The sequence below is a fragment of the Halobellus clavatus genome (assembly GCF_900107195.1).
Classification (GTDB): Archaea; Halobacteriota; Halobacteria; order Halobacteriales; family Haloferacaceae; genus Haloquadratum; species Haloquadratum clavatum.
In genome coordinates this window covers 91,398-105,001 of record NZ_FNPB01000003.1, presented here as the reverse complement: position 1 = coordinate 105,001, position 13,604 = coordinate 91,398, and the positions used below count along the sequence as shown (strand labels likewise).

12 protein-coding genes are annotated in these 13,604 nt (G+C 65.5%); 4 read left to right on the top strand and 8 right to left on the bottom strand.

Going from position 1 to position 13,604, the window contains the following annotated elements:
• Positions 1 to 8 precede the first annotated feature (8 nt).
• The 4 genes from ilvC to BLU74_RS06050 form a co-directional block, all read right to left on the bottom strand.
• Positions 9 to 1,052, bottom strand: a complete 1,044-nt coding sequence (gene ilvC, locus BLU74_RS06065; RefSeq protein WP_089766382.1) for a ketol-acid reductoisomerase — start codon at positions 1,050 to 1,052, stop codon at positions 9 to 11.
• A gap of 3 nt (positions 1,053 to 1,055) precedes the next feature.
• Entirely contained in the window at positions 1,056 to 1,751 is a 696-nt protein-coding gene (gene ilvN / locus BLU74_RS06060) for an acetolactate synthase small subunit (RefSeq protein ID WP_089766379.1), read from the bottom strand.
• On the bottom strand, positions 1,748 to 3,505 hold the full coding sequence (ilvB, locus tag BLU74_RS06055) for a biosynthetic-type acetolactate synthase large subunit (protein WP_089766377.1): 1,758 nt from the start codon (positions 3,503 to 3,505) through the stop codon (positions 1,748 to 1,750). The genes ilvN and ilvB overlap by 4 nt, the downstream gene beginning before the upstream one ends.
• Before the next feature lie 400 nt (positions 3,506 to 3,905).
• A complete protein-coding gene (locus tag BLU74_RS06050) occupies positions 3,906 to 5,159 on the bottom strand; it encodes a LeuA family protein (RefSeq protein WP_089766375.1) in 1,254 nt (417 codons plus the stop codon).
• A 344-nt stretch (positions 5,160 to 5,503) separates the two neighbouring features.
• On the opposite strand from BLU74_RS06050, the gene BLU74_RS06045 reads away from it, so the two are divergent.
• Positions 5,504 to 5,788, top strand: a complete 285-nt coding sequence (locus tag BLU74_RS06045) for a DUF5779 family protein (protein ID WP_089766373.1) — start codon at positions 5,504 to 5,506, stop codon at positions 5,786 to 5,788.
• A 39-nt stretch (positions 5,789 to 5,827) separates the two neighbouring features.
• On the opposite strand, the gene BLU74_RS06040 is transcribed toward BLU74_RS06045, so the two are convergent.
• A complete protein-coding gene (locus BLU74_RS06040; RefSeq protein WP_089766371.1) occupies positions 5,828 to 6,316 on the bottom strand; it encodes an Lrp/AsnC family transcriptional regulator in 489 nt (162 codons plus the stop codon).
• 217 nt (positions 6,317 to 6,533) lie between these two features.
• Here BLU74_RS06040 and BLU74_RS06035 point away from each other — a divergent pair, with 217 nt between their 5' ends.
• Positions 6,534 to 6,956 (top strand): NAD-binding protein, encoded by a 423-nt coding sequence (locus tag BLU74_RS06035; RefSeq protein WP_089766369.1) that lies wholly within the window; start codon positions 6,534 to 6,536, stop codon positions 6,954 to 6,956.
• Positions 6,953 to 9,130 (top strand): amino acid permease, encoded by a 2,178-nt coding sequence (locus tag BLU74_RS06030; RefSeq protein ID WP_089766367.1) that lies wholly within the window; start codon positions 6,953 to 6,955, stop codon positions 9,128 to 9,130. Before BLU74_RS06035 ends, BLU74_RS06030 begins: the two co-directional genes overlap by 4 nt.
• A 27-nt stretch (positions 9,131 to 9,157) precedes the next feature.
• Here BLU74_RS06030 and BLU74_RS06025 read toward each other — a convergent pair whose 3' ends face one another.
• Complete coding sequence (locus BLU74_RS06025; RefSeq protein WP_089766365.1) at positions 9,158 to 9,934, bottom strand: VOC family protein; 777 nt, start codon at positions 9,932 to 9,934, stop codon at positions 9,158 to 9,160.
• A 125-nt stretch (positions 9,935 to 10,059) separates the two neighbouring features.
• On the opposite strand from BLU74_RS06025, the gene BLU74_RS06020 reads away from it, so the two are divergent.
• Positions 10,060 to 12,360, top strand: a complete 2,301-nt coding sequence (locus BLU74_RS06020) for a hybrid sensor histidine kinase/response regulator (protein WP_089766362.1) — start codon at positions 10,060 to 10,062, stop codon at positions 12,358 to 12,360.
• A gap of 15 nt (positions 12,361 to 12,375) precedes the next feature.
• On the opposite strand, the gene BLU74_RS06015 is transcribed toward BLU74_RS06020, so the two are convergent.
• Complete coding sequence (locus BLU74_RS06015; RefSeq protein WP_089766360.1) at positions 12,376 to 13,212, bottom strand: RAD55 family ATPase; 837 nt, start codon at positions 13,210 to 13,212, stop codon at positions 12,376 to 12,378.
• Between the two features lie 48 nt (positions 13,213 to 13,260).
• Complete coding sequence (locus tag BLU74_RS06010) at positions 13,261 to 13,590, bottom strand: cupin domain-containing protein (RefSeq protein WP_089766358.1); 330 nt, start codon at positions 13,588 to 13,590, stop codon at positions 13,261 to 13,263.
• Between the last annotated feature and the right edge of the window lie 14 nt (positions 13,591 to 13,604).

The following is a 13,604-nucleotide window of genomic DNA, read 5'->3' as shown; positions in this document are numbered from 1 at the left end:
ATTGTTGCTCAGTCGTCCGCGGCCGCCTCTGCAGCCTCTTCTTCGTTCCCGTCGTCCCACGCGAACAGGTCACGGAGCGGTTCGCCGACCTGCTCGATGTGGTGCGTCTCCTCTGCCTCCTTCAGCTGGGTGTAAGAGGGGCGTCCGGCCTGGTTCTCCGCGATCCACTCGCGGGCGAACGTGCCGTCTTGGACCTCCTCGAGGACCTGCTCCATCTTCTCGCGCGCGTGGTCGTCGATGATGTCGTCGCCGCGGGAGAGGCCACCGTATTCGGCGGTGTCGGAGACTGAATCCCACATATTCGAGAGTCCGCCCTCGTACATCAGATCGACGATGAGCTTCATCTCGTTCAGGCACTCGAAGTACGCCATCTCGGGGGAGTAGCCGGCGTCGACGAGGGTCTCGTAGCCCTCTTTCACCAGCGCCGTCATCCCGCCACAGAGCACCGCCTGCTCGCCGAAGAGGTCGGTCTCGGTCTCCTCGCGGAACGTCGTCTCGATGACGCCGGCGCGGGTACAGCCGATGCCGTGGGCGTACGCGAGCGCTTCTTCTTTCGCCTCGCCCGTCTCGTCCTGATAGACCGCCAGCAGTCCGGGCGTCCCCTCGTCGTTCTCGTAGTTCCGGCGGACGAGGTGGCCCGGCGACTTCGGCGCGACCATCGTCACGTCGACGTCTTCGGGGGGCTGGATCTGATTGTAGTGGATGTTGAAGCCGTGGGCGAACTGCAGCGTGTCACCGGGCTCGAGGCCGTCTTCGATCTGGTCGAACACCGCCGGCTGGACCGTGTCGGGGACCAGCACGGAGACGATGTCGGCCTCGGCGGCTGCAGCCGCGGGGGTGGCGACGCGCAGGCCGTCGGCCTTCGCGGCCGCTCGCGACGAAGAGCTCTTTCGGAGGCCGACAACCACGTCGACCCCGGACTCGGAGAGGTTCTGCGAGTGGGCGTGGCCCTGGCTACCGTAGCCGAGGACAGCGACCGTCTTGTCTTCGATTGCGGAGTGATCTGCGTCGTCGTCGTAGTATACCGTCGTATTCAGGTTCTCGTCTGTCATATGTTATCGTTGTACATTCTTCGGTCGTGTCGGTTCGTTCGCAGTGCCCGGCTTCTCGCCCGGCACGGTCGCTTGATCGCCGCGCGCCAGCGCCGTGTAGCCCGTCCGGGCGATCTCGATGATGCCGAACTGGCGGTAGGCGTCGATCGCATCGTCGATCTTCTGTTCGTCGCCGGTGAGTTGAACCGTGATGGTCTTCGGCCCGGCGTCGAGCGTCTGGCCGTCGTACATCTCTGTGATGGCGTGGACCTTGTCGGGTTCGTCGCCCTCGACCTTCAATAGGACGAGTTCGGTCCGGACGGCGTCGTCGTCGAGTTCACCGACGGAGATCACGGGCTTCAGTTTGGCGAGTTGCTTCTCGATCTGGTCGATCCCGGGTTCGGGTTCCTCGACGACCAGCGTGATCCGCGAGTGGTTGTCCACGGTGGTCGGCCCGACCGTGAGGCTCTCGATGTTGAACTGTCTCCGGGAGAACAGGCCCGAGACCCGTGAGAGGACGCCGGGGTCGTTCTCGACGAGTGCGGAGATGACCGCGGGGCGCGGTTCGTGTTCGGCCTCCGCCTCGGGGTCGATCCGGATCCCCTGGGAGTTGCGACGGCCCTCCGGGTGGGGACGTTCCTCGGGTTCCGGTCCCTTCAGTCCGTGCTTCGGCAGGTCGTCGTCCGACTCGTCTGTCGCGTGGAAGTCATCGGAACTCATAGCTGATCCTCCGTCAGAGCGAATTTTCCGTTCGCGCCGCCCGAGGGGACCATCGGGTAGACGTTCTCCGCCGGATCGATGTGGAAGTCGATGACCGACGGCCCGTCGTACGCGAGGGCCTCCTCGACGACGTCTGCGACCTCGTCGTAGCCGTCGACGCGCCACCCGCGCGCGCCGAACGCTTCGGCGAGCATATCGAACTCGGGACACCAGTTGTACTCGGCGGCCATCCGACGCCCCTCGAAGAAGGCGTCCTGCCACTGGCGAACCATCCCGATGTACTCGTTGTTCAGGACCGCGACGGTGATGTCGAGGTCCTCGCGGACAGCGACCGAGAGTTCCTGAATCGTCATCAGGAACGAACCGTCGCCGTCGACGCAGACGACCTGCTGGTCGTCGTCGGCCGCGATGCGCGCGCCGATCGCGGCGGGCAGCCCATACCCCATCGTGCCGAGTCCGTGACTGGAAACCCACGTCCGCGGTTCGGTGTAATCCCAGTACTGTGAGGCCCACATCTGGTGTTGGCCGACGCCGGTCGTGACGATGGTGTCGTCCTCGGTCGCCTCGTCGAGCACCTCGACGACGAACTGCGGTTTCAGCGGCTCGTCGTCCGGCGTCGCGTAGTCCATCGGGTACTCGTCCTGCCACGTGAGACACTGCTCGCGCCACTCCGCCGCCGCCGGAGCGGTGTCGATCGCGTCGTCCAGCTGGTCGAGGACGATTCCCGCGTCGCCGATGAGCGGGTAATCGGCGTGGACGTTCTTCGAGATCTCCGCGGGGTCGATGTCGATGTGGATGACCTCGGCCTCGGGAGCGAACGTGTCGATGCCGCCGGTCAGCCGATCGTCGAAGCGCGTGCCCACCGCGATGAGGAGGTCGGTGTGGGTGATCGCCATATTGGCGTAGCCCGTCCCGTGCATCCCGGCCCACGACAGGCAGAGGTCGTCGTCCTCGGGGAACGAGCCGATCCCCGGCATCGTCGTGACCACGGGAATCTCGTACTCGCGGGCGAACGAGCGCGCCTCGTCGGTCGCGTCGGCCTTGATGACGCCGCCGCCGAAGAGCAGCAGCGGGCGCTCTGCGGCCTCGATCGTGTCGGCTGCCGTCTGTACGTTCTCCTCGTCGGCGACGTACTGCGGCTGGGTCGTTTCCGGCGGCGTCGCCGGGCCCGGATCCGCGTCGGTCTCGCCGAGCGTCACGTCCTTCGGGAGGTCGACGAGCGTCGGGCCGGGTCGCCCCTCGTCAGCGAGCGCGAGCGCTTCGCCGACGGTGTCGCCGACGCTGTCGGGATCGTCCGCGAAGTAGTTGTGCTTCGTGATCGGTGCGGTCACGCCGGTGGTGTCGGTCTCCTGGAACGCGTCAGAGCCGACCATATCCGCCGGGACCTGACCGGTGAGCGCGAGCAGTCCGTCGGAGTCCATATTGGCGTCAGCGATGCCAGTGACCAGGTTCGTCGCGCCCGGTCCCGACGTCGCGAGACAGACGCCCGGCTCGTTGCGGACGACGCTGAACGCGTCGGCCGCGTGGGCTGCACCCTGTTCGTGCGCCATCGTGACGTGACGGATGTCGGAGTGATACAGCGCGTCGTAGACGGGCATAATCGCCCCGCCCTGGACGCCGAAGGCGGCCTCGACGCCCTCGTTCTCGAGGGCGCGAACGACCGACTCGGACCCGGTCGTGACCGGCGACTGACTCGCGTCGTCGCTCGCTGTGGATTCTGGCTCCGCCTCGGGCGGTTGTTCTTGTTTGCTCATCGGTGTTCTCCTCGGGGTGTGACTGCGGTTCGTGTGCGATACATGTGACGTGGTGTCGATCGAGCGGTGTGCTCCATTGGCCTGGTGGTGGGGTCGGTAGTCGGTCTGACAGCGGGCGCGAACTGGGTCGGAGAAGGACAGACGTGTGTATACGGGGCTAGGACGCCCCTACAATGATCCGCGAAGCGACGTCGAGCTCGCCGTCCTCGACGCCGTTCGACCGCCTCGTTCCGACGGGAACCACTGGTCCAGCGCCGTGGGCTCCGACGGTCGTGTGCGGTCGTCGCATCGTACCACAACGATTCGTCTGCCCCATTATGAACGTTTCGCGCCGCGGTTCCGTTCGAGGGTCGGCGGCGCGCCCGTGGCCCGGCGGTGCGAGCGAACGGGGCGCGCGCCATCAGGCGCGGACCTCCTCCTCGTCCTCGTCCGTGTCGGCACGGTCGACGCCCTGCTCACGGGCAAACCGGGTCAGGACGTCGACGGTAACGCGCTCTTTCTCCGCGCCGAAGTCTTTGACCCGGCGCGTGACCTCGCGGACGTCCGCGTCGGTCGGCGCGAAGCCGGATTCCTCCAGCCGCTTACGGACGGAGTGCGTTCCGGTGTGCTTGCCGAGGACGAACTCGCGCTGGGCGCCGACCATCTCTGGGGTCATCACGCCCGGCTCGAAGGTGTCGGAGTTCTCGATGACACCCGCGGCGTGGATGCCGCTCTCGTGTGAGAAGGCGTTCCGTCCCACGACCGGCTTGTTGGCCGGAACCGGGATGTCGCTCGCCTCCTCGACCATTCGCGACAGTTCGGTGATTCGGGTGGTGTCGATCCCCGTGTCGACGCCGTAGAGCGCCTCGGCCGACATCACGACTTCCTCGAACGCGGCGTTGCCGGCGCGCTCGCCGATGCCGTTGACGGAGACCTGCGCCTGCGACGCGCCCGCCTCGAAGCCGGCCATCGCGTTTGCGGCCGCCAGCCCGAAGTCGTCGTGGGCGTGGACGTCAATCGCCGCGTCGGTGTATTTGCGCACCTCGCGGACCATCTCGGCGAAGCGCGTCGGCGTCGCGACCCCGGTCGTGTCCGGGATGTTGACCCAGTCGACGCCCGCCTCGTCGACCGCGGCGAGGATCTCTGCCAGGAAGTCGACGTCGGTCCGCGTTGCGTCCATCGGGGAGAACATCACTTCGACACCCGCCTCCTTCACACGCTCGACGCTCGCAACCGCCCGCTCGACGGCCTCTTCGCGGGAGGCGTGCATCGAGTCGGCCAGTTGGACGTCGCTCGTGCTGACGAAGACGTGGACCAGTTCCACGCCCGAGTCCAGCGCGGCCTCGACGTCTTTGTCGACGACGCGCGCCAGTCCGCAGACGGTCGTGTCCGTCGCGGCGGCGATGTCACTCACGGACTCGAACTCCGCCTCTGAGTTGACCGGGAACCCCGCCTCGATGACGTGCGTCCCCATCTCGTCCAGCGTCGCCGCGATGTCGCGCTTCTCCTCGTAGCTGAACGAAGTGCGTGGTGACTGTTCGCCGTCCCGGAGCGTCGTGTCGAAAATCCGTACCTCGTCGATCTCGGATTCAGTTATTTGGGCTAAAGTGCCCTGGAAGAACTCGACCAGCCGGGGTGTCCGACTGAGCCTCCATGTCGTCGTTAGACATTGTATCAGATACCTACCCGGAAAGATATTAAAGGCTTTCGCTGTCGGTCTCCGCCTGCGCGAAGAGACCGGTCGCGTAGAACAGGACCGAGAGCGACTCTTGTAGCCGTCTACGGCCGTCTAAAAAATCGACGCCTCGGAGGCAGGCGTCGATCCGTTCCTCCCAGTGGGTGTGTGAACAGTGCGCTGCCGCCGCAAGTACTGCCGAATAACCGGTCAATTGCCCACCTGATCCGCTCGCGCGCGGTTCACAAGTGGACGAACGGTCACGCCCTGGGTACGTCCCGATCGGTGTCAGCGCTCTGAGTGACGTCCGAACCCTTTTCGTACCGCTTTCCGTTGCAGTGGATATGAGCGATTTCAAACTGAACCTCTCGGAGGCCGAAGAGCACCTCGACGAGGAGGTCGACGGCGACGTGGTCCTGGGCGTTCTCGATGGATCCACCCCGGATCGCGAGTGGATCGACGCCGTCGAGGGCGGGAGCGTCCTCGTCCTCGCCGTCGAGGGCGACCTGAACGAACTCGCGAACGGCTTCGCCCGCCCGATCAAAGAACTCGGCGGGAGCCTGACGCACTTCCGTCGGTTCTTGATCGTCGCGCCGCCGGGACTGGACATCGACACCGACCGACTGTAACAGTCGCTCGGGACACCACCAGTCCGAGGTAGGGTGGCCTCAGACCGCGTCGTCCGGGAGCTCCTCGTCGTCGAGGAATCCGTGATACGGACAGACGTGCTCGTCTCGGATCAACTGCTCGTCGACGATACTGAGTCCGAGTTCGTCCAGCTCTTTGCTGATCCGATTCAGTTCGTCGTGGTCGCGCCCGATGGCGTTGACGTAGACGTTCCGCTCACCGGTCATAATCTCTCTGACGGCCGTTACACCGGGTATCTCACGGGCCGCTTCCGCGAGCGTGTCCCGCTCGGGGACCGGCGCCGTACAGATGATTTTGGTATACAACGGGTAGCCGGCGAGGTCGTAGTCGATGTCGATGTGATACCCGCGGATGATCCCGCTCTCCTCTAGTTTGTTGAGACGCGTCCGGACCGTACTCGAGGACAAGTCGAGTTTGTCTGCGATGTCGGTCGACGACGTTGCTCTCGCATCCTGCTGGAGGTAATACAGGATGTGTCTGTCGATGGAATCCAGTTCGCCCTCTTTCATTGATGATAGAACGTGCTACTCTCGAAGAATATAGTCCTGTTCAGTCGGCCGTCGGGGTCGCCAGTCCGCACCGACCGGCGTATTCTGCATTATCTATGACGGTATATGATAATCAGGGGTGCTATTTTGACGAGTCGTCAAAATAACCGACTGTTTTATTGCTTCCCGTCATCTATAGTGGATGTAGACAAGCGGCCGACGACACGAGGACACAACGATGATAAACCCGACCCCATCCAACGAACCGGATCCCGCCGAAGGCGCGGCAGCGACGCACTACATCCTCGGTGGCGCCCATATCGGCGTCGCAATCGCCGAGCGGTTACGTGCGGAAGGCCAGCAGGTCGCGATCGTGGACGAACCGTCCCCATCGGAAGACATCCCGAGCGTCGTCGGAGATCCAGCGGCGATGGACGTTCTCGCCGAATCCGGCGTCGAGGACGCATCCACAGTGATCGCCGCGACGAAATCGGACCGGCGAAATCTGCTCATCGCACAGCTCGTCGGCGTACAGTTCGACGTCCCACGCGTTCTCGCGTTGGTCAACGATCCCAGTCGACGCGGCGCGTTCGCCGACGCGGGACACGAGCCACTCTGTGTGACGACTATGCTGTCCGAGGCGGTTGGTGAGGTCGTATGAAGGAACTGGAGCGAGACCTCGGGCTCCCCTCGGTGCTGGCGATCAGCATCGGCGCGATGATCGGCAGTGGGATCTTCATTCTGCCCGCGCTCGCGCTGGAGATCGCCGGACCCGCAGTGATCGTCGCGTACGCCCTCGCCGGGCTGCTCGTCGTTCCCGCTGCGCTCTCGAAATCCGAGATGGCGACCGCGATGCCCGAAGCCGGGGGGACCTACATCTACATCGAGCGAGGGATGGGCCCGCTGCTCGGGACCGTCGCCGGCGTCGGTACGTGGTTCTCGCTCTCGTTCAAGGGCGCGCTCGCGCTCGTGGGCGGCGTCCCGTATCTGCTCTTGCTGTTCGATCTCCCACTGAAGCCGGTCGCGCTGGGACTCGCTGCGGTGTTGATCCTGATCAACGTCGTCGGGGCGAAGCAGACCGGCCGGCTCCAGGTCGCGATCGTCGTCGTGATGCTGGCGGCACTGGGGTGGTTCGCTGCCGGGAGTGCGCCCGGCGTCCAGTCGGCGAACTACGCCAACTTCTTCGATGCGGGTATCGGCGGACTGCTCGCCGCGACGGGGCTCGTGTTCGTCTCGTACGCGGGCGTCACGAAAGTGGCCAGCGTCGCCGAGGAAGTCGAGGATCCGGGCCGGAACATCCCGCTGGGGATCCTCGGATCCCTGGCGTTCACGACCGTCCTGTACGTGGCAATCGTGGCGGTGCTTGTGGGAGTGACCGATCCCGGAAGCGTCGCCGGGACGTTGACTCCGGTGGCGGTCGCCGCGGAGGCGACGCTCGGAGACACCGGGGTCGTCGCTGTCATCCTGGCGGCCATCCTCGCACTCATCTCCACGGCGAACGCGGGGATCCTCTCCTCGTCGCGATACCCCTTCGCGATGAGCCGCGACCGCCTCGCTCCGCCGTCGCTATCGACGGTCAGCGACCGGTTCGGAACCCCGGTGACGTCGATCACGCTCACCGGTGCGGTGCTTTTGGTCCTCATCGCGTTCGTCCCGATCCTCGAAATCGCGAAACTCGCCAGCGCGTTTCAGATTCTGGTGTTCGCGCTCATCAACCTGGCCGTGGTCGCCTTCCGCGAGGGGAGCACGGAGTACGAACCGGAGTTCACCTCACCGCTGTATCCCTGGCTGCAGGTGTTCGGTGCCATCACCGGCGTGCTGCTGCTGACGCAGATGGGCACGGTCGCCCTCCTCGGTGCCGTCCTCATCACGGTCGGAAGCGTCGCGTGGTACTTCCTGTACGTCCGATCGCGGGTCAACCGCGAAGGGGCCGCGACCGACGCCGTGCGACGTCGGATCGGCCGCGACGTGATCACCGAGACTGAATCGGCCGTCAACGACACGCCCCGCGAGGTGCTCGTCGCGCTCACGAAGAACGTCGACGAGCAGCGCGAGCGGTCCCTGGTCGAGATCGCGGCCGATCTCGTCCGTCAGGACGACGGCCGAGTGGTCGCCGTCCGGTTCCAAGAGATCCCGGATCAGGCCCCACTCACCGAGGACGTGACGGTCCAGTCCTCATCAGACATCTCGTATGAATCCCGGATGGAAGCGCTCGCCGCGGAGATCGACGTCGACATCGAGGCCGACGAGATCGTGAGCCACGACACCAAACACGCGGTGGTCAACTTCGCGGCCGACCGCGGGGTCGATTCGATCGTGGCCGAGCACGAACCGCTCCGGCTCCGATCCCGGCTGATCGGCGATCCGATCGACTGGATCGTGCGACACGCCCCCTGCGACGTTCTCCTCGTCGACAACCTCGGCTACGACGCCCCCCAGCAGGTCTCGCTCTCTGGCGGAGGCGGCCCCTATCCGCCGTTGGCGGTTGACGTCGCCGGAGCCATCGCCGCGGCGAACGGGGGTGACGTCTCGCTCCGGTATCCGCCCGGGCGGAACCCCACCGACAAGTACGAACGGACCATCGACGAGTACCAGTCCGAACTCTCGGACCTGCTCGCTGTCCCGGTCCGGACGGAGCCGTTCAGACCGGACGGGGGACAGCGGACGTCGCCGGAACTCGTCGTGCGTCGGGGCACCGACAGCGGCCTCCACGGGCTCCTGTTCGACGATCGTCCGGTCGTCCCGTCGCCGGGCTGTACGACGATTACGGTCTATCCGCGCGACTCGGACCGCCCGCCGTTCGGGCGTCGACTGCTGGAACGGCTGACTTTCTGAGCCGCCGCCGGTCGGGACCGCAGGCGGTCAGGATCGCTCGTCGAGGAACGTCAGCACGTGACCGTCGTCGTCGACGACGCGGCGTCCGCCCTCGACGGCCATCGGCCCGGCGGCCCACGGCCCGCCGGCTTCGACGACGGCGTCGGCGTCGGCCGTTCGGAACGCGAGATCGACGTGAAGCCCGCCCCGGCCGTCGGCGATCCCCAGTTGCGGTTCCCACAGTTCCAGATCGACCGGGCCAGAGAGCCGGACCCGCCGACGGTCCTCTCCGCGATCGACCACCTCGAACCCGAGCCGGCGGTATCGATCTTCCGCGCGCTCGAGGTCGGTCACCTCGAGTACGACCTCGAAGATTCCCGACAGCGGCGGGGCGTCCGGCGATTGCCCGTTCGCCGCCGACTCGTCGGCGGCGTGGTCGTCGAGGAAACCGCCGATCTCGACGCAGTTGCCCGCCGGATCGTACACGTACAACGACTCGCTGGACCCGAACGAGAACGCCACGGGGTCGAGAGCTGCGAGGCGCGATTGCCACCGCGGGTAGGCCGCTCGCGACGTGGCGAACGCGTAGTGGGTGTGCACGCCGCCGCGGGGTCGACTGGTCGGCCGACGCAGGACGAGCGCGGTCCCTCGGTCGCTCCCCGCGCTGTTCGTCGACCGCTCGTTGTCCGTCGGTCCGATGTCGTAGTGGACCTGCGATTCGTCGTCGACGTGCGTGGGGACGAGTCCCAGCCGGTCCTCGTAAAACGAACGCGACGCCGCGAGGTCCTTCACTTCGAGACCGAGCCGAGCGAGTCCGCTGAGCATACATCGACTCGAACGCCGACAGGCATAGAGGTAGCGCCGACAAACCGAGCCGAGCGCTGCCGACAGCCGTGTTCGACGGTTGCAAACTTATTTTACTACGTGTCTCGGAACCAAGAAGTAATCAAATGGCCGGGACCCAACCGGAGTATCCGATCGATAGCCCCCCCGACGAAATCCGGGTACTCCACGTCGACGACGATCCCGACTTCGTCGATCTCACGGCGTCGTTTCTGACGAAGCACAACGAGTCCTTCTCCGTCTACACGTCGACGAACCCCGAGAACGCCCTCGAACGCATCCGCGGTGAGTCGATCGAGTGCATCGTCTCCGATTATGAGATGCCGGAGTTGACCGGACTCGAACTGCTCGAACGCGTCCGTGAGTTCGACGATGACGTGCCGTTTATCCTCTTCACCGGAAAGGGATCAGAGGAGATCGCGAGCAAGGCCATCTCCGCCGGGGTCACCGACTACCTCCAGAAGGGAGTGGGGACGGACCAGTACACCGTGTTGACGAACCGGATCGAAAACGCCGTCGAACAGAAGCGCTCCCGCGAGGCGTTAGCCGAGAGCCAGAAGCGGCTCTCGCGGTTCATCGATCAGTCACCGCTGGGGACGATCGAGTACAACGAGGAGTTCACGATCGTGAACGTCAACGAAGCCGCCGCCGAGATCACCGGGTACGATCCCGAGGAACTCATCGGCGGGACGTGGTCGCCGATCGTGCCCGAGGACGAACACCGACACGTCGCGGAGATCGAGCGGCAACTCCTCGACAACCGGGGCGGCTACCAGAGCGTGAACGAGGTCGTCCGCAAGAACGGCGAGCGCCGCCTCTGTTCGTGGCACAACCGGGTCGTCACCGACGAGGACAGCGACGTGATCACCATCTTCTCGCAGTTCGAGGACGTGACCGAAGAGCGCAGACAACGGCGGGAACTGGAGCGGACGAACGCCCTCCTGTCGACGCTCTTCGAGACGCTCCCGGTCGGCGTGCTCGTCGAGGATGCGAGCCGGAACGTGCTCACGGCGAACGATCGTCTGTTCGACCTGTTCGATCTCTCAGGATCTTCAGCGGACCTGATCGGCACCGACTGTCGACAGTTGGCCCGCGAGGTCAGCGACCAGATGGGCGACCCCGAGGGCTTCGTCGAGCGGATCGACGAGATCGTCGAGTCGGGAGAGCCGGTGTGGAACGACGAAGTCGTCTTCGAGGACGGCGGGGCGCTGGCCCGGAGCTATCGGTCGATCGAACTGCCCGACGGACGGGGACATCTCTGGGTGTATCACGACGTCAGCGAGCGGCGGGCCAGAGAACAGCGCCTGGAAGCGTTGAATCAAACGGCGAGAGATCTGATGACGGCGGATTCCCGCGAGGAAGTGGCTCGGATCGGTGTCGATGCTGCCCAGTCGATCCTGGAGCTGGAATCCAACGCGATTCACCTCTACGAGCCGGACGAGGGACTGGTGCCCGCCGCGGCGACCGATCGGGTCGACCAGTTGTTCGACGAACTGCCGGTGTTCACCGGGGGGAACAGCATCGCGTGGCGGGTGTTCCAGCAGGGCGATCCCGAGACGGTCGACGACGTCCACGCCGACGGTGATCACTACAACCCCGAGACGCCGATTCGGAGTGAGGTCTACTTCCCGCTCGACGAGTACGGGATCCTCATCGCCGGCGCGACGGAGCCCGAGGCCTTCGACCAGAGCGATATCGTCCTCGGCGAAATCCTGAGCATCAACGTGGTGCGCGCGCTCGAACAGGTCGAGCGAACCGAACGGCTCCAGGAGCGCGAGCGCGAACTGACGCAGCAGAACGCCCGACTCGAAGAGTTCGCGAGCGTCGTCAGTCACGATCTCCGGAATCCGCTGAACGTCGCCGAGGGCCGTCTCGAACTCGCGATGGAAGAGTGCGACAGCGAGCAACTCGCACACGTCGAGAGCGCGCACACCCGGATGAAGTCACTCGTCGAAGACCTCCTGACGCTCGCCCGCGACCAGGACACCGACATCGACCCTGAGACGGTGTCGCTCGACTCGTTCGCCGAGGTCTGCTGGCAGAACGTCGATACCGAAGACGCGTCCATCGTCGTCGAGACAGACCAGCGCGTCAGGGCCGACGGGACCAAACTCCGGCAACTGTTCGAGAACCTGTTCCGGAACGCGGTCGAACACGGTGGCTCGGACGTGACAGTCACCGTGGGCGCACTCCCCGACGGCTTCTACGTCGAAGACGACGGCGACGGCATTCCGGCGGACGAACGCTCCGACATCTTCGAGTACGGGTTCTCGACGCGACCGGGAGGGACGGGATTCGGTCTGGCGATCGCCCTCCAGAGCGTCGAGACCTATGGCTGGTCGATCGAGGCGACAGAGGGAACGGACGGCGGCGCGCGCTTCGAGATCCGCGGCGTCGACGAGGCGTAATCCGCGAGCGGGCAGTCAGCGAATCTTCCGGACGTCGCTCACGTCGAAGCCGCCCTCGTGTATCTCTGTCTCGAACCGAACGATGTTCTCACGCTCGAGTTGCGAGAGAACGCCCCGGAACTCCTGGACGACCATCGTCCGGGCGCGCTTCGAGCCACCCGACTCCCACTCGAACTGGAGGGTCCCGTCGGCCGCGTCCATCAGATGTCCCAGTTCGGTCCGCTCCAGCGTCTCCCGGCTCGCGGACGCGAGGATGAGTCCGTTCCATCGGTGCGCCGCCTTGCCGAGACCGCGGATCACCGTGGCGATGTCGTTCCACGCCATCTCGTCGGAGATGGCGGCGACGAGGTCGGTGATCGAGTCGATGACGACGAGGTTCTCCGCGGCGTGTTCGTTGAGATACTGCCCGAGCGCGGTGAGCACGTCCGCGCGGTCTTCCTGGCCGCCGAGGTCCTGAAGGGTCGTCGTCTCCCCGAGGTACCACTCACGAGGGACCGGGCTGAGCTGGAAGTACTCCGGCGAGAAGTCGCGGACGGCGATGTCGTCGACCGCCGCGTCGACGAGTTCGTCGTCGAAGACGTACGACATCTCCCGGCGAACGTTCGACGCGTCGTCGGTGAACGAGAGATAGTGGATCTCCGGTGGGAGCGCCGCGTCCTCGTGGAGGGACCCGTAGTGGAGATCGAACAGATCCGCGTCGGTGTGCGCGAGCGCGTTCATCACCGCGCTGGTGTACATAAACTCTCGTGCGCCGGCGCCGGGTTCGCCGACGAGAAGCACCACCGTTCCGGGCGGTGCTCCACCGTCGATGATGCGATCGAAGCGCGACACCCCGAACGGGATGCGATCCATATCGAGTTCCTCTCGGCGGCCGGCGTTAACGGTTTCGGGACCCCCGGGTTACGGAAGCGGACAGAGGCTGGCGGTGAAGATGGCGACCGAATCGGACTCGTTGCGCGCGCCGTGCACCGCGCCGCGGTCGTGCCTGACGACGCCCGGTGCCTCGACGACCGCTTCCTCGCCGTCGCGAACGACCACGACGGACCCCTCGAGGACGTGGAAGACGTTGGTGCTGTCGGCGTGTTCGTGGGGGTCTAACTCCGCGCCGGGAGCGAGGGCGAAGCCCTTCACGAGGACGTCGTCGGTGACGACCAGTTCAGTCGTGTCGACCTCGCCGTCGGCGGGGTCGAGCGATGCTCGTGCCTGTTCGTACAGATCGAGTTCGGCCATACCCCCACTGTTGC

Coding starts and splice junctions, on each gene's coding strand:
- BLU74_RS06040 (WP_089766371.1), bottom strand. CDS start 6,316: ATGAAAGAGGGCGAACTGGATTCCATCGACAGACACATCCTGTATTAC.
- BLU74_RS06030 (WP_089766367.1), top strand. CDS start 6,953: ATGAAGGAACTGGAGCGAGACCTCGGGCTCCCCTCGGTGCTGGCGATC.
- BLU74_RS06045 (WP_089766373.1), top strand. CDS start 5,504: ATGAGCGATTTCAAACTGAACCTCTCGGAGGCCGAAGAGCACCTCGAC.
- BLU74_RS06020 (WP_089766362.1), top strand. CDS start 10,060: ATGGCCGGGACCCAACCGGAGTATCCGATCGATAGCCCCCCCGACGAA.
- BLU74_RS06035 (WP_089766369.1), top strand. CDS start 6,534: ATGATAAACCCGACCCCATCCAACGAACCGGATCCCGCCGAAGGCGCG.
- ilvN (WP_089766379.1), bottom strand. CDS start 1,751: ATGAGTTCCGATGACTTCCACGCGACAGACGAGTCGGACGACGACCTG.
- ilvC (WP_089766382.1), bottom strand. CDS start 1,052: ATGACAGACGAGAACCTGAATACGACGGTATACTACGACGACGACGCA.
- BLU74_RS06015 (WP_089766360.1), bottom strand. CDS start 13,212: ATGGATCGCATCCCGTTCGGGGTGTCGCGCTTCGATCGCATCATCGAC.
- ilvB (WP_089766377.1), bottom strand. CDS start 3,505: ATGAGCAAACAAGAACAACCGCCCGAGGCGGAGCCAGAATCCACAGCG.
- BLU74_RS06010 (WP_089766358.1), bottom strand. CDS start 13,590: ATGGCCGAACTCGATCTGTACGAACAGGCACGAGCATCGCTCGACCCC.
- BLU74_RS06025 (WP_089766365.1), bottom strand. CDS start 9,934: ATGCTCAGCGGACTCGCTCGGCTCGGTCTCGAAGTGAAGGACCTCGCG.